This window comes from Carnobacterium sp. (genome assembly GCF_032094055.1).
In the GTDB taxonomy this organism is placed as follows: domain Bacteria; phylum Bacillota; class Bacilli; order Lactobacillales; family Carnobacteriaceae; genus Carnobacterium_A.
The window spans coordinates 27,451-51,108 of record NZ_DAMDAK010000005.1 but is presented as its reverse complement, the minus strand read 5'-3'; the positions used below and the strand labels follow the sequence as shown (position 1 = coordinate 51,108).

General features: G+C 35.9%; 22 protein-coding genes and 1 other RNA gene. 4 read left to right on the top strand and 19 right to left on the bottom strand.

What is annotated here, in order from left to right; all coding sequences use genetic code 11:
* Nucleotides 1-156 precede the first annotated feature (156 nt).
* The 3 genes from rnpB to RT405_RS01685 all read right to left on the bottom strand — a co-directional run bounded on the left by rnpB (nt 157) and on the right by RT405_RS01685 (nt 1,606).
* An RNA gene (rnpB, locus tag RT405_RS01695) (RNase P RNA component class B) lies at nt 157-532 on the bottom strand.
* Between the two features lie 23 nt (nt 533-555).
* Entirely contained in the window at nt 556-891 is a 336-nt protein-coding gene (gene gpsB / locus RT405_RS01690; protein ID WP_035028235.1) for a cell division regulator GpsB, read from the bottom strand.
* 175 nt (nt 892-1,066) lie between these two features.
* The gene (locus RT405_RS01685) at nt 1,067-1,606 is read right to left on the bottom strand and encodes a DUF1273 domain-containing protein (protein WP_313467029.1); all 540 of its coding nucleotides are present in this window, start codon (nt 1,604-1,606) and stop codon (nt 1,067-1,069) included.
* A gap of 67 nt (nt 1,607-1,673) precedes the next feature.
* Here RT405_RS01685 and recU point away from each other — a divergent pair, with 67 nt between their 5' ends.
* Both recU and RT405_RS01675 read left to right on the top strand, forming a co-directional pair.
* The gene (gene recU / locus RT405_RS01680; RefSeq protein ID WP_313467027.1) at nt 1,674-2,294 is read left to right on the top strand and encodes a Holliday junction resolvase RecU; all 621 of its coding nucleotides are present in this window, start codon (nt 1,674-1,676) and stop codon (nt 2,292-2,294) included.
* 53 nt (nt 2,295-2,347) lie between these two features.
* Entirely contained in the window at nt 2,348-4,963 is a 2,616-nt protein-coding gene (locus RT405_RS01675) for a PBP1A family penicillin-binding protein (RefSeq protein WP_313467026.1), read from the top strand.
* 267 nt (nt 4,964-5,230) lie between these two features.
* Here RT405_RS01675 and nth read toward each other — a convergent pair whose 3' ends face one another.
* The 8 genes from nth to RT405_RS01635 all read right to left on the bottom strand — a co-directional run bounded on the left by nth (nt 5,231) and on the right by RT405_RS01635 (nt 13,496).
* A complete protein-coding gene (gene nth / locus RT405_RS01670) occupies nt 5,231-5,851 on the bottom strand; it encodes an endonuclease III (RefSeq protein ID WP_313467023.1) in 621 nt (206 codons plus the stop codon).
* Nucleotides 5,852-5,866: 15 nt separating this feature from the next.
* The gene (locus tag RT405_RS01665) at nt 5,867-6,577 is read right to left on the bottom strand and encodes a DnaD domain protein (protein ID WP_313467021.1); all 711 of its coding nucleotides are present in this window, start codon (nt 6,575-6,577) and stop codon (nt 5,867-5,869) included.
* A 124-nt stretch (nt 6,578-6,701) separates the two neighbouring features.
* On the bottom strand, nt 6,702-8,000 hold the full coding sequence (asnS, locus tag RT405_RS01660) for an asparagine--tRNA ligase (protein WP_313467020.1): 1,299 nt from the start codon (nt 7,998-8,000) through the stop codon (nt 6,702-6,704).
* 151 nt (nt 8,001-8,151) lie between these two features.
* Entirely contained in the window at nt 8,152-8,628 is a 477-nt protein-coding gene (locus RT405_RS01655; RefSeq protein WP_035028252.1) for a DUF5590 domain-containing protein, read from the bottom strand.
* A 36-nt stretch (nt 8,629-8,664) separates the two neighbouring features.
* A complete protein-coding gene (gene dinG, locus RT405_RS01650) occupies nt 8,665-11,427 on the bottom strand; it encodes an ATP-dependent DNA helicase DinG (RefSeq protein WP_313467017.1) in 2,763 nt (920 codons plus the stop codon).
* Between the two features lie 140 nt (nt 11,428-11,567).
* Nucleotides 11,568-12,017: a hypothetical protein gene (locus tag RT405_RS01645; protein WP_313467015.1), complete on the bottom strand. Its 450-nt coding sequence runs from the start codon at nt 12,015-12,017 to the stop codon at nt 11,568-11,570.
* Nucleotides 12,018-12,268: 251 nt separating this feature from the next.
* Nucleotides 12,269-12,580 carry a hypothetical protein gene (locus RT405_RS01640; RefSeq protein ID WP_313467013.1) on the bottom strand — a complete coding sequence of 104 codons (312 nt, stop codon included), beginning with the start codon at nt 12,578-12,580 and terminating at the stop codon, nt 12,269-12,271.
* Between the two features lie 373 nt (nt 12,581-12,953).
* Entirely contained in the window at nt 12,954-13,496 is a 543-nt protein-coding gene (locus RT405_RS01635) for a DUF3267 domain-containing protein (RefSeq protein ID WP_313467012.1), read from the bottom strand.
* A 542-nt stretch (nt 13,497-14,038) separates the two neighbouring features.
* On the opposite strand from RT405_RS01635, the gene RT405_RS01630 reads away from it, so the two are divergent.
* Entirely contained in the window at nt 14,039-14,275 is a 237-nt protein-coding gene (locus tag RT405_RS01630; RefSeq protein ID WP_313467010.1) for a hypothetical protein, read from the top strand.
* Between the two features lie 214 nt (nt 14,276-14,489).
* On the opposite strand, the gene RT405_RS01625 is transcribed toward RT405_RS01630, so the two are convergent.
* The 5 genes from RT405_RS01625 to RT405_RS01605 form a co-directional block, all read right to left on the bottom strand.
* Nucleotides 14,490-15,092: a nitroreductase family protein gene (locus RT405_RS01625; protein ID WP_313467008.1), complete on the bottom strand. Its 603-nt coding sequence runs from the start codon at nt 15,090-15,092 to the stop codon at nt 14,490-14,492.
* Between the two features lie 91 nt (nt 15,093-15,183).
* On the bottom strand, nt 15,184-16,398 hold the full coding sequence (locus RT405_RS01620) for a CCA tRNA nucleotidyltransferase (RefSeq protein ID WP_313467007.1): 1,215 nt from the start codon (nt 16,396-16,398) through the stop codon (nt 15,184-15,186).
* Nucleotides 16,395-17,186, bottom strand: a complete 792-nt coding sequence (dapB, locus tag RT405_RS01615; RefSeq protein WP_313467005.1) for a 4-hydroxy-tetrahydrodipicolinate reductase — start codon at nt 17,184-17,186, stop codon at nt 16,395-16,397. The genes RT405_RS01620 and dapB overlap by 4 nt, the downstream gene beginning before the upstream one ends.
* Before the next feature lie 164 nt (nt 17,187-17,350).
* Nucleotides 17,351-17,926, bottom strand: a complete 576-nt coding sequence (locus tag RT405_RS01610; RefSeq protein ID WP_313467003.1) for a ReoY family proteolytic degradation factor — start codon at nt 17,924-17,926, stop codon at nt 17,351-17,353.
* Between the two features lie 50 nt (nt 17,927-17,976).
* On the bottom strand, nt 17,977-19,242 hold the full coding sequence (locus RT405_RS01605) for a tetratricopeptide repeat protein (RefSeq protein WP_313467001.1): 1,266 nt from the start codon (nt 19,240-19,242) through the stop codon (nt 17,977-17,979).
* A 380-nt stretch (nt 19,243-19,622) separates the two neighbouring features.
* Between RT405_RS01605 and RT405_RS01600 the strand changes: the two genes are divergently transcribed.
* Entirely contained in the window at nt 19,623-19,934 is a 312-nt protein-coding gene (locus RT405_RS01600) for a hypothetical protein (protein ID WP_313466999.1), read from the top strand.
* Nucleotides 19,935-20,377: 443 nt separating this feature from the next.
* Here RT405_RS01600 and RT405_RS01595 read toward each other — a convergent pair whose 3' ends face one another.
* The 3 genes from RT405_RS01595 to rpsA all read right to left on the bottom strand — a co-directional run.
* Nucleotides 20,378-20,653 carry an HU family DNA-binding protein gene (locus RT405_RS01595; RefSeq protein ID WP_035028350.1) on the bottom strand — a complete coding sequence of 92 codons (276 nt, stop codon included), beginning with the start codon at nt 20,651-20,653 and terminating at the stop codon, nt 20,378-20,380.
* Between the two features lie 290 nt (nt 20,654-20,943).
* Nucleotides 20,944-22,257, bottom strand: coding sequence for a ribosome biogenesis GTPase Der (gene der / locus RT405_RS01590; RefSeq protein ID WP_313466997.1), 1,314 nt, complete (start codon nt 22,255-22,257; stop codon nt 20,944-20,946).
* A gap of 201 nt (nt 22,258-22,458) precedes the next feature.
* Nucleotides 22,459-23,658, bottom strand: a 1,200-nt coding sequence (gene rpsA / locus RT405_RS01585; RefSeq protein WP_313466996.1) for a 30S ribosomal protein S1, incomplete at its 5' end; no start/stop codon positions are given.

Genomic DNA, 23,658 nt, shown 5'->3' with positions numbered 1-23,658 from the left:
CATTGAATCCTTTACATGGCTGCAAGCAGCCACTGTTCCTCCGAAAATTTCAAAATTGTGAAATAAATTCATTTTGCTTACCAACACCAAAAATAAGAGAACCAGATAAATATAAAACCCTCCGAAAAGGAGGGTTTTATACCTGAATCTGTAAATTTCTGTAAGCCATGTTCTGTCTCAGATAAAATGTCAGGGTCACTTTTATCCGGAGGTAATTATCTGTCTGCAATTACTGCCTCTTCCATCGGTTCAATTCCCTAGGAAAAGTGCCCCTACCAAAGTTTGGGTTGCTCGCTCGAGGGGTTTACCGCGTTCCACCAATACCGTTTCCCGCATTGCTTCGTCACTGTGGCACTTTCAAGAATACTCAAGCATAGTCTAAGACCTTAGCCCTTTTTTCTGCCGTCACTTTATCCAAAGATAAAGGCCTTAGCTTATTGTTTCGCTAAGCACGAACACTACAAGCATCGCAGCTTGTGCGAGCATGGACTTTCCTCAGCCTAGTCAAGCTAGACCGCAATTACCCGAAATTTACAAATAAATTAGTGCTTGTTTCTACTCGTTTTCTTCTGTTTCATCTAATCTTGAACCAAATACGTGTCTTTCTAAATTAGATAAACGTTTTAAGATATCAAAGTTCGTTACCGTATTATTAGGCTGTGCTGATGAATAAGCTGGTTTAGATAAAGTAGCTTGTTTCGTTAATTCATCTACTTTACTTAGCAAACGTTCATTTTCGGCCTTCAACTGCGTAAGTTCTTTGTTATATGATTCATAATCACGAATCACATCATCTAAGTATTCGTCCACTTCTGCAGGATTGTATCCACGCATACTTGTTTTAAATTCTTTTTGCAAAATATCTTTTGTTGTTAACGTTCTATTTGCCATGACTGCACCTCTTTTTATCCTTCATTCATGATACGGCATTAATTCTTAATAGAATAGAATCTCTTAAGGGTATTATAGCAAAGAAAAGCAGAAATAAAAACTAAATTTTGCATAATTCCGTATAATTCCTCTTCTCTTCCTCTTTTGCGTTGTTTTTATCAAATAAAACAAGCGTTTATTCTTCCATTGCCGTGTTTTGTAATTGGTCAAAATCGATTAAGCGGCATTCATAATCGCTTGATTCTTGTTTTGCTAAAATAGCTTTATACAACCATTTGGTCTTTCCTTCGCTTTCAGTATCATAAACCAACAAAGCTGCTTGGGTATGCTCCAACAGAAAAGACTGATGATTTTTTAATTGAGAAGGATCTTTGTACGGCTGATGTGAGACCGATTCAACAAAGTCGGCTAATGTTTTTAATTTCGCTAGTTTCCCTTGATTCTGTTCATTCCAGTTAGAACCGAATTCAAGAAAAGGGAAAATCAATCCCTGCTTAATATCTGGGTATTCTTGTTTCAGCTCATCAACGACTTCCATTGTCCACTGTTCCACTCCAAATTGGCCAGTTGTCAATATCCATTTGACACCCTCTTCAATATAGAGACGAATTTCTTCCTTTAAACATTTTTTTATGACCGCTATTTTAGGATCATCCTCTTTAAAAATCCCTAATTCAAATGACCGATAGCCGCTAACTAATAAATTTGTTACCAAGTCTTCTCATTCTCCTTTTCTTTCGAGTGCCGTATTTGATATAATAGGATACAGGAGTGTGATAGAATTGGTTATAAAGTATCCAAATGGCAAGAGCTACTCTCATGATGCCGAAAAGATAAAGAAAAAGCAAATAAAAAAGAAAGACCTTTCTTTTAGTAAAAGGGGTATGACTTTAGAAGAGGAGTTAAATGAAAGCAATGCTTACTACCTGGCTTTTGGCAAAGCGGTCATTCACAAAAAACCGACTCCTGTTCAAATCGTTCAAGTGGATTACCCTAAACGCAGCGCAGCCGTTATTAAAGAAGCTTATTTTCGGCAAGCTTCTACTACGGATTACAATGGTGTTTACCGAGGTTTTTATTTAGATTTTGAAGCTAAAGAAACAAAAAATAAGCTTTCATTTCCGCTTAAAAATTTTCATCAACATCAGATTACACATATGCAGCAATGTTTGAAACAATCTGGACTTGCTTTTGTCATTTTGCGATTTTCCGCCAGTAACCGAATCTTTCTTTTAGAAGCAGCCCATTTGATCCAATACTGGGAAAACCATACTAAAGAAGGCCGAAAATCAATTCCTTTAAAAGACCTTGAAAAAATTGGTTATGAATTGTATTATGGGCTATCGCCTCGTATTCCTTATTTAGATATTGTTGACCAATTGATCGCCCAAGTAAGGAAATAAAAACAGTTTTACTGCTGTTACATCTCACAGAATTTGAAGGAGAAGAATACTATATGTCAGAAAAAAAAGAAACGATGTCTCGTGTCTCGAAAAAGCAAAACGATAAAAAGAGACGTTCTCAACCAACTAAAAAGAAAAAAACTTCAACAAAGTCCCTCTGGAAAAAGATTATTTGGGGTGTTTTATTAGCTATTCTAGCCGTTTTAATTGCTGGTGCTGGTTTATTTGTGTACTATGCTTCTTCTGCTCCTGAATTAACTGAAAAAGACATTACGGGTTCCATTTCGTCAGATATTTTAGATGATCAAGGGAATGTCTTCTATACTTTAGGAGGTCAAAAGCGAGAACTTGCTAAAGAAGACGAAGTACCGCAAGTTCTGAAAGATGCGATTATCTCGATCGAAGACCAGCGTTTTTATACGCATAAAGGAATCGACCCTATCCGGATTGGCGGTGCGGTAGTAGCGAACTTTACGAATGGTTTTGCTTCACAAGGCGGTAGTACCATTACCCAGCAGCTGGTTAAACTTTCAGTTTTCTCTACTAATGAATCTGATCAAACGTTAAAAAGAAAAGCTCAAGAAGCTTGGTTAGCTTTAAAGTTGGAAAGAAAATATACTAAAGAACAAATTTTGACTTTCTATATCAATAAAGTTTATATGTCGGATAATAATTATGGAATGAGTACAGCGAGTGAGTATTACTATGACAAACCACTTAGTGACTTAACGTTACCAGAAGCTGCTACTCTTGCCGGATTGCCTCAATCGCCTAATTCATATAATCCTAAAACACATCCTGAACAAGCGAAAAAGAGACGCGATTTGGTTTTAGACATGATGGTAGAAAACAAAAAAATAACCGCTGCTCAAGCAGAAGAAAGTAAAGCTGTACCGATCGAAGAAGGTTTAATTGATCGAACAGAAGAACAAACGAATGAATTAGTTTTCGATTCTTATATTAAGGAAGTCATTTCAGAAGTAGAAGAAAAAACTAATTTAGATCCCTATACTGCCGGATTGACCATTCAGACTAATTTAGATATGGATGCACAACAGCGCCTGTATGATATTTTAAATTCTGATGAATACATTGCTTATCCGGATAAAGACATTCAAGCCGGTGTTTCAATGGTCGATGTGCAATCAGGACAATTAAAAGCTATTGGTGGCGGACGTAACCAAGAAGTGCAATTGGGTACAAACCGTGCCTCAGAAATGAATCGTAGTATCGGTTCTACAATGATGCCTCTTTCAGTTTATGTACCCGCTATTGAATATTTAAATTATTCTACCTATGAACAAGTAAAGGATGAGCCTTATACCTTTAAGAGCGGCGATCCTCTTTATAACTACGATAAAAGTTATTTAGGACAGATCAGTATCCGGAAAGCTTTAGTAGATTCAAGGAATGTTCCAGCTGCTAAAATCCTTCAAGAAGTCGGTTACGCTGATTCAACGAAGTTTTTAAATAATATAGGTATTGACCCTTCTAGTTGGAACAACAATAGCGGTTTAGTCGAATCAAACGCTATTGGCGGAGAAGTAACACCTGTCCAACTTTCAGCTGCTTATGCTGCTTTTTCTAATGGCGGTGTTTACACTGATCCTTATACTGTTTCAAAAGTTACTCTTCAAAATGGACAAGAAATTGATTTAACTCCAGATTCTAATCAAGCGATGAAAGAATCAACAGCTTATATGATTACAGATATCTTAAAAGAAACGGTTAATACTGGAACGAACAGTGACTTGGTCCCTATTGCTGGAGTACCCCAAGCAGGAAAAACCGGTACGACTAACTATACGGATGAAGAAAAAACTAAGCACAATATCCCTAGTAATGGAGTGCCAGATTCATGGTTTAGCGGCTATTCGAGTAATTATTCGATCTCCGTTTGGGTTGGCTACGATAAAAAGTATGAGGATGGACATTGGCTAAGTCCTAGCTCTCAACAATTGCCACGAAAAATTTATCGTTCGCTGATGTCTTATGTTTCTCAATCCGTTACCAATACGGATTGGACTAAACCATCTTCTGTTGTGGAAGTTGCAGTGGAAAATGGGTCAAACCCAGCTAAATTGCCAGGACCTAACACTCCTTCTGATAAGATTGTTAAAGAACTATTTGTAAAAGGGACCCAACCTACAACTGTTTCCACTTCTTTTGGTGAAAAATTAAAGGCACCAAGTGGATTAAAAGCAGCTTATGATGAAGAAAAAGATGAAATTTCTATCAAATGGGATGCTTATTCACTTACAAATAAATCTGATTCTGCTAGTTATGTCTTAACCGTTGGCGGGCAATCATATGAGACTTCTGACTTATCTTATGTGGTACAAAACCCACCAGAAGGACAAGTAGACATCACCCTAGCTGTTAAAGTAGAAGATAAAACTAGTCCAAAAGCAACAACTTCAGTAACTGTTTCACCTAAAAAAGAAGAGGAAGATAGCAGTTCTGACAGTTCTTCAGAAAGTTCAGAAGACAGCTCCTCAGAAAGCTCTTCAGAGAGTTCGAAACCAGATAACAGCTCTGATACCGCTTCTGATTCTGCTAGCGAAAGCAGCAGCTCAGCTTCGTCCTCTTCAGAAGAATCGTCATCCTCATCTTCTGACAGCGATAAAGAAGATGCACAAGAAAGCTCTTCAGAAACAGCACCTGAATAAATACGAGAAAAGCTCTTTATCCCTTGGATAAAGAGCTTTTCTACTGATTTTCTGCTTCTTTTGTTTGCTAGACCATCTCTAACTAACACTTTCTCCTTTACTAACTGTGGAACAAAAGAAAACTCTATAAAAAGCTTAATCTTTTACCATTTTTTATAATATGCTATATGCTATACCAATAAAAGACTAAAAACCACTTCGTATTCTGATACAAAGCAGTTTTTAGTCTTTTATTTTTTCCAACACTTAGAATAATTCAGTTTGGTTTTATTTTAAACCCACTAATTGAAGGCAAACCGTATGGTCATGGTTTCTTGCTGTACATTGATAACGGCCAAAAAAAATCAATCGATGATGAGCGATACTCCACATCTCAGGCGGTAATTTTTTCATTAGAATTTCTTCTACTTGCCGCACAGTTGCATCCGGCGGGCAAATCCCTAAGCGCTTTGTTACTCGTTCCACATGAGTATCAACTGCTATTGCTGGAACGTTAAAGGCTACACTCAACACTACATTTGCTGATTTTCTGCCAATACCTGGAAGAGATTCTAATTCTTTTCTTGTACGAGGGACTTCCCCGTTAAATTCATCCACTAATTTTTGACAGCAGCCTTTTATATATTTTGCTTTGTTTCGATATAATCCAATCGTCTTAATGGCATTCATAATGTCTTCTAACGGTGCTTTTGTAAAAGCTTCTGGAGTTGGATAGCGGTCAAATAAGTTAGGCGTAATTTTGTTGACAGATACATCCGTTGTCTGAGCGCTTAACATTACAGCGATCAAAAGTTCAAAAGCATTACGGTGGGTCAATTCGCACTTAGCATCTGGAAAAAGCTCTCCCATAGCTTCAATTACTTCAACTGTCTTTTTTTTGCTTAACATCTGATCTCTCCTATGTTACTCATTATCATTTAACCAGTTATGCAAAGGTACTTTTGTGCCGATTTTTTTATCTGTTGATGGATTAACGGAAGTAGCTTTATTTTGCCGGTGCCGTTGAGCTTCTTTTTCTACTTGGTCTTTAGAACGAATATTTTTACGCTCCCAGTTTAATAGAATCCGATCCACGTACTTCAAATTGTAAACCTGACTTAAAACGGCTTCTCTTAAAGCCAGCTCAATTAATTCAACAGGGTATTTATCCTCATCAAGCCACATACCGATTGTCTGAATTTCAATTGGCGATAATGTTCTGCCGAATTCTGCTTCAAAACGACGGAATAGTTCTTGTTCAGACAATTCTTGTTCTTGATGGTGTTCTTCTTTTTGTGTTTGCTCTAATAAGAGTGCCAGCCTATCCCAAAGCAGCGTAAGACTATATTGATCATTGGTCTTTCCCTCGGTATTTTTTTCAGTCTCAATACTCAACACTTTCTTTTGAATCAGATCATGAATACACTGAAAAACTTCAGCGGAAGAAATATCCATCCGTTTGGCAATTTCTTGTGTGTCAGGGAATAAAATACCGCTGTCTATAAAAGATTTTAGCTGTAAAATTAAAATCAACTGTTCATTCGTCAACCCAATTTCCCGGTATTTCTTTAAAAGGATAGTTGAGACAGTCGTATTTCCAGCTTCAAGCCAGGCATGTAAAAGTTGATTATTCATTTTTTATTCTCCTTAATAATTTCCTTTTTTCCATAGTTACCACAGATGGCAATTAAGTTAAATCTTATGCATTGAGAAAAAGACAGTAACTCAAGAAAACTTAAGTTACTGTCGTTCATTTATGTTAAGGATAAATACGGTTTAACAAACGTGGAAACGGAATAGATTCTCGAATATGTTCCGTGCCACAAATCCAAGTTACTGCTCGTTCTAGTCCTAAGCCAAAGCCTGAATGCGGAACAGAACCATATTTACGTAAATCTAAATACCAAGCGTAATCTGCTTCTGTCAGCCCGAAATCTTTGATTCGTTCTGTTAAAGCTTCGAAATCAACTTCACGTTCACTTCCGCCGATAATTTCTCCATACCCTTCAGGCGCAATTAAATCCGCACATAAAACAACCTCTTCGCGCTCTGGGTGCGGCTTCATGTAAAATGCCTTGATTGCTTTTGGATAATTCAAAATAAAAACAGGTTTATCAAATTGATTTGCAATAAAGGTTTCATGTGGAGAACCAAAATCATCGCCCCACTTGATATCATCAAATCCGTTTTCATTCAATAATGCAATAGCATCATCGTAGGAAATTCTTGGGAAAGGCAGTTTCGTATAATTTTTCAATACTTCTTTATCGCGCTCTAAAACGGATAAGGCGTAATCACAATTATCTAAAACGCTTTGAACGATATAAGCTACATATTCTTCTTGTACTTCTAAACTTTGTTCATGATCCATAAAAGCCATTTCCGGTTCGATCATCCAAAATTCAATCAAATGACGACGTGTTTTAGATTTTTCTGCCCGGAACGTTGGTCCAAATGAAAAGACTTTACCGAAAGCCATTGCTCCAGCTTCCATATACAATTGTCCACTTTGAGATAAGTAAGCTTCTTGGTCAAAGTACTCTGTATGGAACAATTCAGTAGAATCCTCAGCAGCGTTTGCCGTTAAAATAGGCGGATCAATTTTTATAAAGCCTTCTTTATGGAAGAAATTATATGTTGCCATAATAATTTCATTGCGGATTTGCATAATGGCATGTTGCTTAGATGAACGCAACCATAAATGACGGTGATCCATCAAAAATTCTGTACCATGTTCTTTTGGTGTAATTGGGTAATCGTGGCTTTCCCCAATAACTTTAATTCCTTTTACAGTTATTTCATAACCAAATTTTGAACGGCTGTCTTCTTGAATAACTCCGGTGATTTCGATAGCTGTTTCCTGTGCTAACCCTTTAGCTAATTGAAAAACTTCTTCATCCACTTCGCTTTTTACAACAACCCCTTGAAAAAAGGCTGAGCCATCACGTAATTGTAGAAAAGCAATTTTTCCGCTGGATCTTTTATTCGCTACCCATGCTCCGATCGTTACTTCTTCGCCAACATGGTCTTTAGATTCAATAATTGAAATATGTTTCACTGTTGTAGACTCCTTTGGTTTAAATATTAACTACTTTCACTTCATTCCGTATTCAAAAGTAGTATGGACGTTTCCTATTATAACCAACTTATTCAAAGTTAGCATTAAAAATTACGAAAAATTTTGCCATTCCTTAACTTAACAAGTTTACTTAGATATTTTCAATATCTTTTACCCATTTTCCTTCTTTAGCTGTTACAACATAATACCCCAAGCGCCCGTTTTTTTGTTTATAGGCAACTTCCCATACAGGAACACCTTCTTCGATCCCGACACGTGTTTCTAAAAGTTCGGCAGGCTTTTTTGTTTCCCAGACAATTTTTTTAGCAGCTTGTTCAGAAATGAATTCACCTTGTTTTAAAGTGAGCACTTTTCCTCCCTTTTGTTCTACAATAACCAGTAACTTTTCTTTTTTCTGATTTGTGCCCGATACACTGAAATAGGTTTCTTCATTATTATACCAATAAAATTCATCAGTAGTTGTCATTCCAGCTGTTTCTTTGGCAATTTTAATGGCTTCAGCTTTTGCTTGTTTTAACGGCTGGCGACTTGTATTAAATAAAAAAATAGAAAAAACTATTACAATGGCCATTAAGATCGTCAATAGACTAATTATCGTCTTTTTCATAACATCCCCACTTTTACTTGTTTCTTTTCATTGTATTTATTGTTCGTCTTTTAAGAAAAACGGCAACTCACGACCTAAGTCTTCTTTCGAGATAACCTCTTTTGTCATTTCAGACGGTAAAGCTGTCAACATCTGTTGACCATAAGACGTATGAACCAATCGGTCGTCTAAAACAAGCAGGACACCCTTATCTGTTTCAGAGCGAATCAGCCTTCCTAAACCTTGTTTCAAGCGAATGGTTGCTTTCGGTACAGCATCTGCCACAAAAGGGTTTATTCCTTCTCTTTCTAGCCATTGATACCTCGCTTTAGTAAAAGGCCGGTCTGGTGATTCAAAAGGCAAACGCGTGACTACAATCAATCTTAATGATTTGCCTGGTAGGTCCACCCCTTCCCAAAAACTATCAGCGCCTAATAGGATCCCTCCAGCTGAATGGAAAAAGCGTTTCAACATGCGATCGCGACTGCCGGATAAACCTTGTGCCAGCAATTCACGACCTAAAAAGGCTGAGTGTTGCTGGAGCAGCTCATAAACGGCTTGCAATGTCTCATGCGAATTAAACAAAACCATCATGTTTTCATTGGAACAACGAACGAGCACTTCTAAATACTCTACTATCATTTGAGCAAACTGTTTTTTAGACAATTGTTTGATCGGTTTCAATTCTTTCGGTATCCATAGCTTTGCTTGTTCTCGATAATCATATGGCGTAGGAAGAAGCAATTTGCGTAACGGTTGTTCCCCTAATTGTTTTTCGAAGTACGTAAAAGCCGAATTTAACTCTAGTGTTGCACCAGTATATAAAATGTCGATTCTGGAACGCTTGATCACAAAACTATTCTTAGGGCTCTTTTGTTTAAATGAAAACCACGTTACTTCATTTTGTTCGCTATTTTGAAAAATGTGCTGAAAAATAGCTGTTTGTTCTTCAAGCGTCTGCATCAATTCAAAAAAATCATCCATTAAATGACGTTCTCGCTGCGTCAACTGTTTTCTTTGAGCAAGAGCTTGTTGTGTTACTTCCATTCCTAAAATCGTTACATCTTGCAACAAAGCTAATACTTTTTTAGTGAGTTTTCTTAATTCAAGCGACCAACTTGTTGATCGAACAAACTGTAAATCAATTTGATCTTGTTTTTTTTGTGCTTCAGTCAGTTCTATGTGGCAATACGTTACTAATTCTTCAAAAAAAAGAGACAGCTCTTCTTCTAGAGCTAGTGAACTCATTTCGATCAAGTTTAGTTGAGATGTTTGAATCCCAATATTTTTGGGAACCAGTTGATTTAACCGGCCTAAAAAGCTTTTTTCTTCCGCTAATTTGCCAACCAATCTTAAAAGATGCTGATTGCGATAATGAGAAAAAATTTCGCTTGACGCTTCTGTAGCCACATCTGCTAAATGATGGGCTTCATCGATCACGATTTTTTGAACATCGGGCAACATAGGTTCTTTACGATGTAAATCATGGCATAAAAAAGCATGATTCGTAATGATGATACTCGCATTCTTAATCTTTTCTTGCGCAAACAAATAAAAATCCTGTTCATAAAACGGGTCTTCTTGCATAGTATCTACCCAACCGCGATGGCGAATTTTATCCCAAAAAGGCTGAAGGTAATTTGTTAAATTCAATTCATCCAAATCGCCTGTAGTGGTTTCCGTCAACCATGTTAAGGTACGCATTTTTAATAGCGCATCCAGTTGATTTTCAACAGGATCTTTTAACACTTCTTGGAACTTGGCAAGATGAATATAGTGTCGTTTGCTTTTTAAAACAGCTGTTTGGATTGTAAACGGCAAAATTTCATTTAATTGTCTGCTATCTTTTTCAAACAACTGTTTTTGTAATAAAGTAGTATACGTACTAATGACCACCGGCTCTTGTGGAGTAGCCAGGTAAGCTAGCGGCAACAAATACCCCAATGTTTTTCCTGTTCCAGTAGCTGCTTCAATCGCAAAATGTTCTGATTTATGTTCTGAAAAATAATCATAAACTTCATCCATCATTTTAATTTGCGGTGTGCGCATCGTTAACTTCTGTTGAAATAAGTGTTCTTTTTCTTTGTTTGTGACTGGATAATGGACGGGAACGCGATGTGTTCTCTGCTCATAATCCACCGTCTTTTGCTGTAATGCCAAACCTTCTTTGACGATTAATTGCTTGGGCACTGGTGGGCGTTCTGTATACATCTCGCTCAGTGTATCTTTAAAAAATTGACCTGTTTGCATTGTACAATGATAAGCTAATTCTACCAGCTTTTCAACCGTTACTAAGGGCAACTGTTTCAACTTTTTCTTTAACATTAAAAATAGCTCCGCGGTTACATAAGCATCACTATCTGCCTGATGCGGATTTTCGTGTAAAAAATTAAAGGCTGCGGCTAAATCATTTAAACGAAAACTGGGTTCCGTCGGCAATAATATTTGAGCTAACTCGACCGTATCTATTCCACTGATTGACAACGGCGGCAGTCCGCAACGAACGAATTCTTCCGAAAGAAACCGATAGTCAAATTGAATATTGTGCGCCACAAAAATACACCCATCTAATAAGTTGAAAATAGTGGTTGCGACATCTTCAAAATAAGGTGCATGAGCAACTTTTTGATTTGTAATCCCTGTTAACTGTTCGATTTGTTTTGAAATGCTCACAAGCGGGTTAATATCAGTAGCATATTGTTGTACGATCTTTTCATCTTCAATCAATACACAACCAAACTGAATCATGCGGTCTCCGCTGGCTACATTCCCCCCCGTAGTCTCAATATCTACTACAGCATATGTAACTTTTTCCTTCACTCTAGTCACCTAATTCTAGTTTCTTATTCGGTATTCTTTTTACCTATCATACTATGAAGTAACAGAAAACACAAAAAAACTATGAACCATTATAGTCCATAGTTTCTTATTTTAGTTGTTAGCCAACTGGGTAAATTTCTTCAGCTTTTATTTGGATCAATGACAACATATAAATGATTTTCTGCAGAAACAAAGCCTGTTTGATAAGCATTGTCATTTCCGTCAACATCTGATGGATTATAAGGGAAATACACACAATCTGCCTCTACGATCACATCTGATTTAGGATGGTCTCCGTCTTTATAAAGAATATCCATTTTTTCAATATCTGGGTGTTTTGTTGCCCGTTCAAACATTCCCAATTCTAATCCGCCTAAATTGATATCATTCGTGTTCACATTATCAGCTTCTGGAAGAATTTCAATTTTTAATGATTCGCATGGGAAAATTTCTTGCAATTCCCCTCCATTAATACGTCCAAAGCTTTTACTAATTTGTTTGATCCACAAGTCTCCAATAAATTCTTTTTTGATTGTCCAAGTTTCACCGTTTCTAAAATAAAACTTCAAAGCTGCTACTTCTTTTTTCATTATCATTTCCTCCTTGTGATTGTTTCAACATGTTAATTATATCACAATCAAGAGAAAAATAAAGTAAAATAGGTTAATTTGTGAAAAAAATATTTTGATTTCCGAAGGCAGTACTAACTAGAATTTTTCTTCTCTTCTTTCGCAGGAATCGAAACGGAGAAACGCTCGTTTTTTTATAGAGCTTCTTCTGATCATACTTACTAACTTCTCGCAATTTAACATCCGCAAAAAATATAAGAGAAATTATTCTTTTATTTTCTTTGAGGATTATAGGAAAAATAATTGTCTATATAAGTTTTTATTTTTTCAAAATCCTTTTCCATAAATAAGACTGCTGGTACTTCGATTATTGGAAGATTATTTTCATTATCAAAAGGCGCAAACGGTTTAGGGACTACCAAATAATCAACTGAGTCTTTGTCCCTAATATAGTCAATTGAAACGTCGTAATACTTAGAAAAATACTCTTTCAAATCATCGTGATTCCTGATAAGTGGTACAGAAAATATTGAACCATAATTTATCCCAGTACTGACAGTTAATACAAAGCATATTTTCTTCATGATGCACTCCCTGTTACAATTAATAATAAAATACAAACTGTATTTTGTAAACCGTTTTCAGTTAATTGATTTTATGATTCTGAAGATTCGATCGATACTTACATATTCATTAACTAGTAAAAATAATCTTAAATATTTATATGACAAATTTACTTTTGTTTTTAAAACCTATGCCTAGCATTTACTATTGAAGATAAGAAGTTATACAGTAACTAAATAACATAATTATGCTAAATCATCTTTCCTATGATTATAAATTATAAATAGTTGTATTCTTAAAGATACTTATCTTTGAATAAAACTTTATTTTTTGAAAGTCTTCTCATTAACCCATAGAAAATGAGTATATTCTACTTTCAAAAGTAAAACTTAATTAGGCAGAATGGTAAAAATTGATTCCTTGTTCTGTATCCTCCACATAACTATTTTTAGGAGCTTTTATAACTAAATAGCTGAAGTAAAAATCACCTACACATGTAGAGCCGTGAATAGAGGCTAACCATATAAAAGCATATGGGGATATTAGACAAAACAAATACATGAAAAACAAAAGTAACGTTATGGTAATGAATGGAGCCATTAAAATAATAAGGAATTTCCCCTTAGAATAAAAGGAATTTGGATTTGTCGCATAAGCTAGTCCATTTTTAAAACCAAATTTCACTTTTCCTTCGGTATTAAATAATTTGAAGAATAACCCATGAATTAATTCATGGACAACAATAATTACTAACAATGAAATAATTCCTATAAACATTCCTAAAAAGGTTCTCTCGTCTTCTCCAGATAGATTATCCCCTAAAGTTAGTAAAGTAAATAAGATAAAAAATAGAATCAATAAAGGTATAGAAGCTATATTTAATCTCATAATTAGTTTCTTATCATCCATTAAATTAACACGTTTAATTAATTTCATTCATTTCTCCTTAAATAATTAATTTAAAATAATTAAAATTCTTCTCTACCTAACTATATCAATCATTTTAAAGAGAAACAAGCTGAGGTCATGTAAGATAAAAAGCTTGTATTTCTAACTGGAAAACAAATCTTTTTTTAGCAAAAATAAGCAAAAAAGAACACTATCCATACAGATAGTGTTCTGAAGTCCCAATATAATAAGGAGCAACGTTTTGAGAATTGTGAAGCTTTACGGGATTTCTTAAGACCTAGTTGTGTGCAATAAATTTTTAAAGAGGTTGAAAAACCTTTAATAGCAATGGATTGAGCGCTATCCTATTAGGTACGGCTTTAATGGGTTTCGTCACATTTCAGTACTCTCGTACCTAAAGTCGTGCCCAAAAATACACGTTAATCAGAACAAGACTCCAACTATCAATATTGGCTAAGTGGAAAAGCGTACAAGCTTAAGAGCTTTTAAAAGTTGGTATCAAGCAACACTCTGAACAATTCCTTTTTACCTACACTGATAGAAAAGGTGATATCGATGTAGCTGTGCATATGGACTATCTAAACTATCGTATTAACTCCGTTGAATACCGAAACAGCCACTTAGTCCACACAACGACACATAAGTTAAGATATACCTTTAATAGCTTGGCCTATGAAGGTGGAGCAATAATGGAACAGATTTCCAAAGCGTTGACTCATTTTGATACAAAGACAACAGAGGTTTATGTAATTACACCAAATATTGTCGATTTATCCACCTACGAAAAATTTGAACAGCGTTTGTAAAAAGCAAATTAAATAACGGGTTTAAAAAGCTCAATTGAAAATCAGGTACACCTTGATTGAAAACTCGTACCCATTTGCATAACTAAAACCACAAAAAAGACACTCTCCAAAATTTGGAAAGTGCCAGAATCGTTGATATATAACGTATATTAATGTTTTAAGAATTGTGAAGCTTTACGAGCTTTCTTAAGACCCGGTTTTTTACGTTCTTAGATTAGTTAAATGAAAGAACTCGTTCAGAGTCATCCATATAGTCTTTGCCTTGAGCTGGTGCTTCGATTGAACCAAACGGCATTTGCGCGCGTAGTTTCCAATCAGAAGATAAATTCCATTCTGAACGAACAGCGTCATCGATCAATGGATTGTAATGTTGCAAGCTAGCACCAATATTTTCAGTTGCTAACGCAGTCCATACTGAGTGTTGAGCGATTCCAGAAGCTTGTTCTGCCCATACAGGGAAGTTATCTGCGTATAAAGCAAATTGTTCTTGTAGGTTTTTAACAATACTCATGTCTTCGAAGAATAAAATTGTGCCATAACCAGCACGGAAAGAATTTAATTTTTCAGCCGTTGGAGTAAAGTCTTGTCCTTCAGGAACAGCAATTTTCAATGCTGCTTCTGTTAAATCCCATAGTTTTTTATGAGCATCTCCAAATAATACCACTGCACGAGATGTTTGTGAATTAAATGAAGATGGACTTTCTTTAACAGCATTTGATACTAATGCAATAATTTGATCATCAGATAATGATACGTCTTTTCCTAACGCATAAATTGAACGACGCTCTTTTAGTAAATTTGTGAATTGGTTTTCCATGTAAATAATTCCCCCTTAAAAGTAACTTACTTAAGTAGTATAGCAACTTTCTTTTCGTAAGTAAACAGTTCTTTTGAACCTTCTCTTTGAGTTAGGAATTATCACGCTTTTTCTTGAGATAAGAATGTGTCCAATCCAGCAACTGGTCTCTTTCATTGACAATTTCATCTAATAAAATAGCCCTTTCTATTGCTTCTAAAGCTTCTCCTAACCATTTTCCAGGTTTAGCATTGAACTGCTGCAATAAATCATTCCCCGAAACAGCTATTTCTTGTTTGTTTTTTATGGGTAACGATGCATTTACTTCTTCCAAATGAGCGATATCAGATTCGCAATTGAAAAAAGGCAGCATGGCTTCAACTTCCAACGCAATGTCATAGCCGCTTTGATAGAAAGATAGGCGGGTTAAAGGTGCTTTGAGCCGCTGCTGCAAAGCAATATAAGCTGTTTTGACTCTCTGTAGTTCTTTTTTAGAGCACTTCCATTTCCGTAAGAATGGCTCAATTTCATCTTCTGATTTTTCCAGAAAAACTAATAACAGCGTCCAAGCTGCTAATGGTGTTGGGATCTGGCCTTTTAGCGCAGCAAACGATGTCAATTCATTTTTATAAGGTGAAAGCTCTGGACAATAGCAATACAATTCTGTTTCAATAAACGTTTTTAAAGCTTTTTGTCGGCCTTTGCCTAAAAGAAGTTTCATAAATTCAACTTGGATTCGTTCAACGGCAATATGTTCGAGAAGAGCATGATTTTTATGAATCGCTTTTTCGGTTTCGTTATCCATTACAAAGTCTAATTGGCTAATGAAACGGACCCCACGCATCATCCGCAAAGCATCTTCAAAAAAACGTTCTTCCGGTGAACCAACTGCTTTGATCAAGCCTTTTTTTAAATCGTTTTGGCCGCCAAAACAATCAATCACTTGACCTTCTTGATCCATCGCTAATGCGTTTACTGTAAAGTCTCGGCGTTTTAAATCTTCTTTTAGCGAACGAACAAAAACAACCTCATCCGGTCTTCTAAAATCTTGGTAAGTCGATTCTGTTCGGAATGTTGTTACTTCATATGTTTCATTTTTTCTTAAAACCATGACCGTACCGTGTTCAATGCCCACATCAAATGTCTTGGGAAAGATTTTTTTGACTTCAGCAGGAAAAGCGCTAGTAGCAATATCCACATCATTGATTTCTTTATTTAGCAAAGCATCTCTGACGCACCCTCCTACAAAATAGGCTTCAAAACCAGCTTCTTGTATTTTTTCAATGATCGGTAAAGCTTTCATAAATTTGTGATTAAAGGTGATCATAGAAGATTTTCCAATCCATAAATCAATTCGTCTAGTTCCATGACTTTTTCACAACCTAAAGCCACTCCTGTCATAAAGGAAGCACGATCGTATGAATCGTGGCGAATCGTTAAGCCTTCACCTGTGCTGCCAAATTGAACTTGCTGGTGAGCCACCAAACCTGGTAAACGGACACTATGGATCTTCATTCCTTTGTAATCTGCTCCACGTGCTCCAGGAATGCTTTCTTTTTCATCTGGATGCCCTTGGTGATGATCGCCTCGTTCTGCGTAAATCATTTCAGCTGTTTTAATAGCGGTTCCGCTTGGCGCATCTAATTTGTTATCATGGTGCATTTCAATTATCTCTACATCCGGGAAGTATTTAGCAGCTTTTGCTGAAAATTGCATCATTAATACAGCACCGATAGCAAAATTCGGAGCTATTAGTCCTCCTATCTTTTTATCTTTAGATAAATCAGTCAACTCTTTAACTTCTGTTTCTGAAAAACCTGTCGTCCCCACAACAGGACGGATTCCATTTTCTAGCGCAAATTTTGTATTGGCATAGGCAACAGCTGGGATAGTAAAATCAATCCAAACATCAGCGTCTACATTTTGAACTAATGCTTCTTTTTCATTAAAAACGGGCACATCTATTTCAGAAAATTCAGCCATTTCATTTAAATTAGTTTCTTTAGCATAAGGATCTAATACCCCGACTAAAGAAAAATCTTTATTTTCAATAACCATTTTAGTGGCTGTAGAGCCCATTTTTCCTTTAAATCCGGCAACTATTATGTTTATCATTTTTTTATCCATCCTTTCAAAACGGTCTTTAATTTACATGTTTATTCTATCAAAAAATTCCCTTAAAATGCCAACTAAACTGATCTCTTTTATCTTATCAATAAAACTTCAGCTTGCAAGTACGTTTCTTTTATTTAGGATTTTCAACAAAAAAAGCCAAATCCCTAATGATTCGGCTTTTTTTGTTCTTTTAAAAGATCCTCTTCAATTTCTTTCAATTCATTGGATAATTGGAGAAATTGATCTCGATCATCCGTTTCCAAAGCTTGATCAATTTGCTGCATGACTTGCTGTCTCTTATGATTTAAAGTCAGCGTATTCAAAGCATGTTTTACTTCATTTTCTAATTCTAGGCTGATAAAGTCATTCCATTTATGATAAGGATTATCTTCTAAGACTGCCAAGTATTGGGAAGTTTTCCAGGGATCTCTAAAAATAAGTTCCACGTATATATCTTCGTGCCAATTCAATCTAACTTCATGAAAAGCTTGTTCAGGGTCATTGAATAAGATTCCGTCTTTGTAAAATGAAAAAGATTCGCCGTCTGTACCGACCGTTGACATCAACATGCCTCTAGGCGTGGTTTCAACAGTTTCAACAAAATGAACTTTATTTAAAACAATATCATGGTTCAGTAAATAGTTTAATATCCACATCGCCTCTCTTTGCTTTAATTGATGACGATCTAAAAACCATCCAAGAAATTCTTTTTTTGCTTCTAAAGATACCTTGATATTCATTATGAAAACCTCCTCATCCCCTAAGCTTACTCTCATTATAACCTAATCTTTTAATAGTTAGTATTAATTTCTTCTGAAAGTTCTAATATTTCTGCATCCGCAGGTTCTAGCAACAAGTAATCGGCTACTGCGTTTTTTATCATCGTCCGTTCTCCTGCTTCTCTGAGGAAATAAATATAGTTTTTTAAGAAGTCTTTATTTTGATTTAAAGCAGGATAAACTTGTTGGTAAGCTTTTTCTGCTAGGTCATATTTCTCTAATTTGTCATAAGCTATCGCTGCATCCCAATAGAATTGCGGATCCGATTGCCCGTACTCTAATGCTTGTTCAATCAGTGTTGCCGCTTCTTCAAATCGTTCTTGTTTCAATAGCAGATTAATATAAGCCAATTGCAAACTTTCATTTTCTGGAGAAAGTGTATTTGCCGTTAAATAATATTCTTCAGCCTGTTCTTCTTGTTCTAATTTAAGAGCTATCTCTGCTCCAATTACAAACAGTTCATAATTGTACTGGTCCATTCTCAATCCTTCTTGGACAATTTCAGCAGCTTTTTCAAGTTGGTTTTCTTCTTCCAATCCTTTAGCTAAATTAGGATAAACTGAAGTATAAGAGGGGTCTAACTCTTTTAGCTTGTAGAAAACTTCATTGGCGCGTTTGAACTCTTTCTGCTGCATATACGTTACCCCTAATTCAAATAAAGCATCAACTGTCTCGTTTTCTTCTACGCTTTGCTCAAAGTATAGTACAGCCTGCTCTAAGTCACCTAGCGCACTATAGGCAGCACCACAGCGACCTGCTAAGTTTATCCCTGAAAACTCGCTATATCCTTGAATCATCAACTCTTCATATCCATGGATGGCTTGAGCGTATTTTCCCATTGAAAATTGCAGCTCTGCCAGTGCAAACTGAATAACCGGTTCATCAGGTAAAAGTTTTTTAGCTTTTAATATTTTTTGTTCACTGACTTCATACAGTCCTTGAACTTGATAAAGATCAGCGAAAACAAGTAAAGCTTGAGGAAAAGCTTCGCTCGTCTCAGGTACATCAAGCAGCCATTCCATAGCAGCATCTATTTCGTTTGATTCAATTTCGATTTCTGCTAAACCTATTTTTAATTCGTCGTCTTCCGGGTGTTTGGTTAATAGATGATGATAAATTTGTTTCGTTTCTTCTAAAAAGCCTAAATGATATAAATTACCGGCTAATTGATATAATTGATCATCTGTATCCGCTACTAACGCTTGTTCAAAAAAAGTATGAGCTTCTTTTAGTTGTTGGTTTTGAAGAGCATCAATCATTTTTTGGCTATTATTCATTTATTTTACCTCTTTCATTTACAATCATCTTTTTCAATCTTTTATCTATTTTAACATATTTTTATAATGATTTGGTATCCATGCTATTTCTATCATCATCAGACATTTTTCTCGCAAAAATCTGATTTTGATAAGTTCTTTTTAATTGTTCATCATTTAACCTCTTTTTATGGCTAGTTCTTTTTGAACACAGATGAGTTAATTTTAACAAGTACCTGACGCTTGTTGTTATTTTTGATATACTAACTATGAGATATCACTAACGTTGATTTCATCTTTTTAAATAGCTCCTGATTGTTTAACTTTAAAAGTTGATTTTTCAAAAATGGACAAGATGATACACATGTTTTTTAGAACTGATTTACCACAGGAGGCCGGAAATGACTTTTAAAGAATTTTTAGAATATATCAATGAACAGTTAAGCGGAAAAAGTACTTTTTATGAAAAAGCAATGGAAGACCAACTAGCTCGCAATAGCAGACGTGCTCCTGCTAAGCGATGGAATGAAACAAAGATGGAGCGAGCTGTCGATAAGATGTGGATTGAATTAGTTCGTAGTATCTATGATAAATTCAAATCTATCATCAATTCTAAATCAGCTGATCCATATCAAGGATGGATCGAGTTTATGAACAAAAATGAATCTCTAGAAAACTTAGAGGAAATGATTGTCGATTTAGAGTTTGAATAAAATTTAAAACTGTTGAACAACTCAAAGCTAGCGGATGATCCATCTCTGCTGGTTTTTTGCTAGTTTTAGAAACACCCACCCTATAAAAAGGTTGTATAACATTTGACGTTGATCAGTAATGAAACTGATTTTCTTCTCATTCAAAATGATTTAGAAATACATCTCAAAAATTTTTGGAGGAATAGGGAATTGCCTGTAGCCATGGAAAAGGATACAGAAAAAAGAAGCAATGTGGGCATGCGCCCAAGTGTATCATGTCTGTACAGCTGCTGAAGCAGCAACAGCCATGACAAACTTGCAAGTTTTGAGACATGTTCTTCGGCTCAAAACGGTTCCATGGCTTTCCATAAGCAACCCCATAGGCTGTAGGAGATTTCCTTGCCAACGCTAGAAAATGAAGAAAAGCAAAAACCCCTGATTTCTCAGGGGTTTTTAAGTACAGATTATTTAACTGCATCTTTAAGTGCTTTACCTGGTTTGAATGCAGGTACTTTGCTTGCAGAGATTTGGATTTCTTCCCCAGTTTGAGGGTTACGTCCTTTACGAGCAGCACGATCACGAACTTCGAAGTTACCAAAACCAATGATTTGTACTTTTTCGCCTTTGCTCAAAGTTGCTTGAATAGTTTCGAAAACAGCATCTACTGCTGTAGTTGCGTCTTTTTTAGTCAATCCTGTTTCAGCAACAACGTTTTCTATTAATTCAGCTTTATTAGCCATGTATATTTCACCTCCCTCGAAAAGAAGAATAGATGCTTTTTTTAAGAAGCAAATAAACATCATAATTTCATTTTTGAGTGGTCCAAAAATGAAGCAATGCGAAATGCTTTATTAGTCATCTAAATAACATTTCATTTAAAAAGATATCATACAAATGCCGTTCCTGCAATGATTTTCATTGCTTTTATCATAATTTATTGGCTTTTTATCTTTAACTGTTTAAATGTTTGTATCGCTCAATTAAATGTGGTAGAATACCAACTTTGCTTTTTCAAATTCAATCACTGCCTTTATTTTCGTTGGCGAGTAAGAATTCTAATTGGTGTACCTTCAAACACAAAAGTATCACGGATCCGATTTTCAAGAAAACGTGCATAAGAAAAGTGCATCATTTCTGGTTCGTTCACGAAAACAACAAAAGTTGGAGGTTTCACAGCTACTTGTGTAGCATAATAAATCTTCAAACGTTTTCCTTTATCTGTAGGCGTCGGATTCATCGCCACAGCATCCATGATGACATCGTTTAAAACAGAAGATTGCACTCGTAATCGTTGATTTTCGCTGACGCGTTTGATTATTTCAGGCAGCTTATTTAATCGTTGTTTCGTTAACGCAGATACAAAAACAATTGGAGCATAACTTAAATAAGCAAACTCCTTACGAATATCTTTTTCAAAATCTTTCATCGTACTGTTGTCTTTTTCAAGAGTATCCCATTTATTTACTACGATAATAACGCCTTTTCCAGCCTCATGAGCGTATCCGGCAACTTTCTTATCTTGCTCTCTAATGCCTTCTTCAGCGTTCAATACCACTAGAACGACATCAGAACGTTCAATCGCTCTAAGAGCTCTCAGTACACTATATTTTTCAGTTGTTTCATACACTTTACCGCGTTTACGCATTCCAGCTGTATCGATCATGACAAATTCGGTACCTTCAGCATCTACAAATTCGGTATCGATTGCATCTCGTGTTGTTCCGGCTATATTAGAAACAATCACACGATCTTCACCCAGCATAGCATTTACAATAGACGATTTCCCTACATTTGGTCTGCCAATAAGGCTAAATTTAATAACAGAATCATCATACTCTTCTTCTGTGTCCTCAGGAAAATGGCTGATCGCTGCATCTAAAAGATCTCCTATTCCTAAACCATGACTGCCTGAAATAGGAAACGGTTCTCCTAAACCAAGGGTATAAAAATCGAATATTTCACTGCGCATTTCAGGATTATCTACTTTATTCACGGCTAGTAACACAGGTTTATTCGTGCGGTATAAAATCTTCGCTACATTTTCATCGGCATCTGTGACGCTTTCTCTTCCACTGGTAATAAAAATAATGACGTCTGCCTCTTCCATTGCGATTTCTGCTTGGTGTTTGATTTGTTCAAGAAATGGTTCGTCTCCCAAATCAATTCCGCCTGTATCAATCAGATTAAACTCTTTGCCCAACCATTCAGCCGGAGCATAGATGCGGTCACGCGTAACGCCTGAAATATCTTCAACAATAGAAATTCTTTCGCCTACAATGCGATTAAAAATAGTTGATTTGCCTACATTTGGACGACCAACGATGGCGATAACTGGTTTTGCCATTGCTTTAGCCTCCTTCTTTTTATTTCTTATTCTTTTAGTTAGTTTATAGAACAAAGCTTGAACTTGCAAGCTTTTGCTGAACAAAACTGATTAAAACAGTAAACTTCAGCTACTTTTTTAAGCTATTTCTCATTTTAAGACAGAAAAAATGACATGCAGCTCACTTACACCGCATGTCTGTTTTCTCTACATTAGCGTTACTTATTTTTCTTCATCACTATCTTCCTTATCAGAAGTAATGTCCGACAATTGATCTCCAAGAATGTCGCCTAAAGTAAATCCAGTATCTGATTCTGGCACTTCGTAATCAGTTGTTTCTTCTTTTGCTTCTTGATATGGTTTTTCTTCTAAAGCTTTGATACTCAAAGATAAGCGTTGATCAGTAGGGTTAACATCTAATACTTTCACTTTGATTTCTTGGCCTTCACTTAATACCTCATGTGGTGTTGCAATATGGTTATGCGAAATTTGTGAAATATGCACTAAACCTTCTACGCCTGGGAAAACTTCTACAAAGGCACCGAAACTTGTGAGACGTTTAACGGTTCCGTCTAAAACAGCTCCTACTGCTGCACGTTCTTCAATGTTGTCCCATGGTCCAGGTAAAGTATCTTTGATAGATAATGAGATTCTTCCAGTTTCTTCGTCAACAGAAAGAACTTTTACATCGACCTCTTCTCCAACTTTTAAAACATCTGCTGGATTTTTAACATGTTCGTAAGAGATTTGGGAAATATGGACAAGTCCATCTACTCCGCCTAAATCAATGAAAGCTCCAAAATTAGTTAAGCGGGCAACTTTCCCTTTAACCGTTTCGCCTTCAGTTAAATTCTGCATGATCTCTTTTTTCTTAAGCTCATTTTCAGCTTGTAAAACAGCCTTATGAGAAAGGATCAAACGATTTTCACTAGGTTCGATTTCCATAATTTTAAATGCCAAAGTTTTTCCTTTATAACTTGAAAAATCATCAACAAAATGAACATCAACCATTGAAGCTGGAACAAAACCGCGAACCCCTGCATCGACCACTAAGCCGCCTTTAACCACTTCTTTGACAGGAGCTTCAATAATCGTTCCTTCTTCAAAATCTTTTTGGATTTTTTCCCATACTTGTTTAGCATCGATCCGACGCTTCGATAGTAAATAGCTGCCGTTTTCTTTATCTTTAATTTCTTTTATTACGACTAAATCAACTACATCGCCTACATTGACAATTTCTGTCACGTCTTCAAAAGGTGCTGCGGATAATTCGTTATTAGGAATAACGCCTTCAACGCCTCCACCGATAATGCCGACGATGGCTTGTTTATTATCTTGGATTTTTAGAATTTCTCCCTGAACAGTATCGCCAATATGAATTTCTTGTACGCTGTTTAAAGCGTCCAGCATTGACTCTTGTTC

What these genes read in the sequence shown, in the direction of transcription:
- RT405_RS01610 (WP_313467003.1), bottom strand. Translation starts at nt 17,926, where the DNA reads ATGAATATCAAGGTATCTTTAGAAGCAAAAAAAGAATTTCTTGGATGG.
- RT405_RS01605 (WP_313467001.1), bottom strand. Translation starts at nt 19,242, where the DNA reads ATGAATAATAGCCAAAAAATGATTGATGCTCTTCAAAACCAACAACTA.
- RT405_RS01640 (WP_313467013.1), bottom strand. Translation starts at nt 12,580, where the DNA reads ATGAAGAAAATATGCTTTGTATTAACTGTCAGTACTGGGATAAATTAT.
- RT405_RS01595 (WP_035028350.1), bottom strand. Translation starts at nt 20,653, where the DNA reads ATGGCTAATAAAGCTGAATTAATAGAAAACGTTGTTGCTGAAACAGGA.
- RT405_RS01665 (WP_313467021.1), bottom strand. Translation starts at nt 6,577, where the DNA reads ATGAATAATCAACTTTTACATGCCTGGCTTGAAGCTGGAAATACGACT.
- RT405_RS01620 (WP_313467007.1), bottom strand. Translation starts at nt 16,398, where the DNA reads ATGATCACCTTTAATCACAAATTTATGAAAGCTTTACCGATCATTGAA.
- RT405_RS01635 (WP_313467012.1), bottom strand. Translation starts at nt 13,496, where the DNA reads ATGAAATTAATTAAACGTGTTAATTTAATGGATGATAAGAAACTAATT.
- nth (WP_313467023.1), bottom strand. Translation starts at nt 5,851, where the DNA reads ATGTTAAGCAAAAAAAAGACAGTTGAAGTAATTGAAGCTATGGGAGAG.
- RT405_RS01645 (WP_313467015.1), bottom strand. Translation starts at nt 12,017, where the DNA reads ATGAAAAAAGAAGTAGCAGCTTTGAAGTTTTATTTTAGAAACGGTGAA.
- RT405_RS01675 (WP_313467026.1), top strand. Translation starts at nt 2,348, where the DNA reads ATGTCAGAAAAAAAAGAAACGATGTCTCGTGTCTCGAAAAAGCAAAAC.
- gpsB (WP_035028235.1), bottom strand. Translation starts at nt 891, where the DNA reads ATGGCAAATAGAACGTTAACAACAAAAGATATTTTGCAAAAAGAATTT.
- RT405_RS01625 (WP_313467008.1), bottom strand. Translation starts at nt 15,092, where the DNA reads ATGGAAAACCAATTCACAAATTTACTAAAAGAGCGTCGTTCAATTTAT.
- RT405_RS01655 (WP_035028252.1), bottom strand. Translation starts at nt 8,628, where the DNA reads ATGAAAAAGACGATAATTAGTCTATTGACGATCTTAATGGCCATTGTA.
- RT405_RS01600 (WP_313466999.1), top strand. Translation starts at nt 19,623, where the DNA reads ATGACTTTTAAAGAATTTTTAGAATATATCAATGAACAGTTAAGCGGA.
- RT405_RS01630 (WP_313467010.1), top strand. Translation starts at nt 14,039, where the DNA reads ATGGACTATCTAAACTATCGTATTAACTCCGTTGAATACCGAAACAGC.
- dapB (WP_313467005.1), bottom strand. Translation starts at nt 17,186, where the DNA reads ATGATAAACATAATAGTTGCCGGATTTAAAGGAAAAATGGGCTCTACA.
- der (WP_313466997.1), bottom strand. Translation starts at nt 22,257, where the DNA reads ATGGCAAAACCAGTTATCGCCATCGTTGGTCGTCCAAATGTAGGCAAA.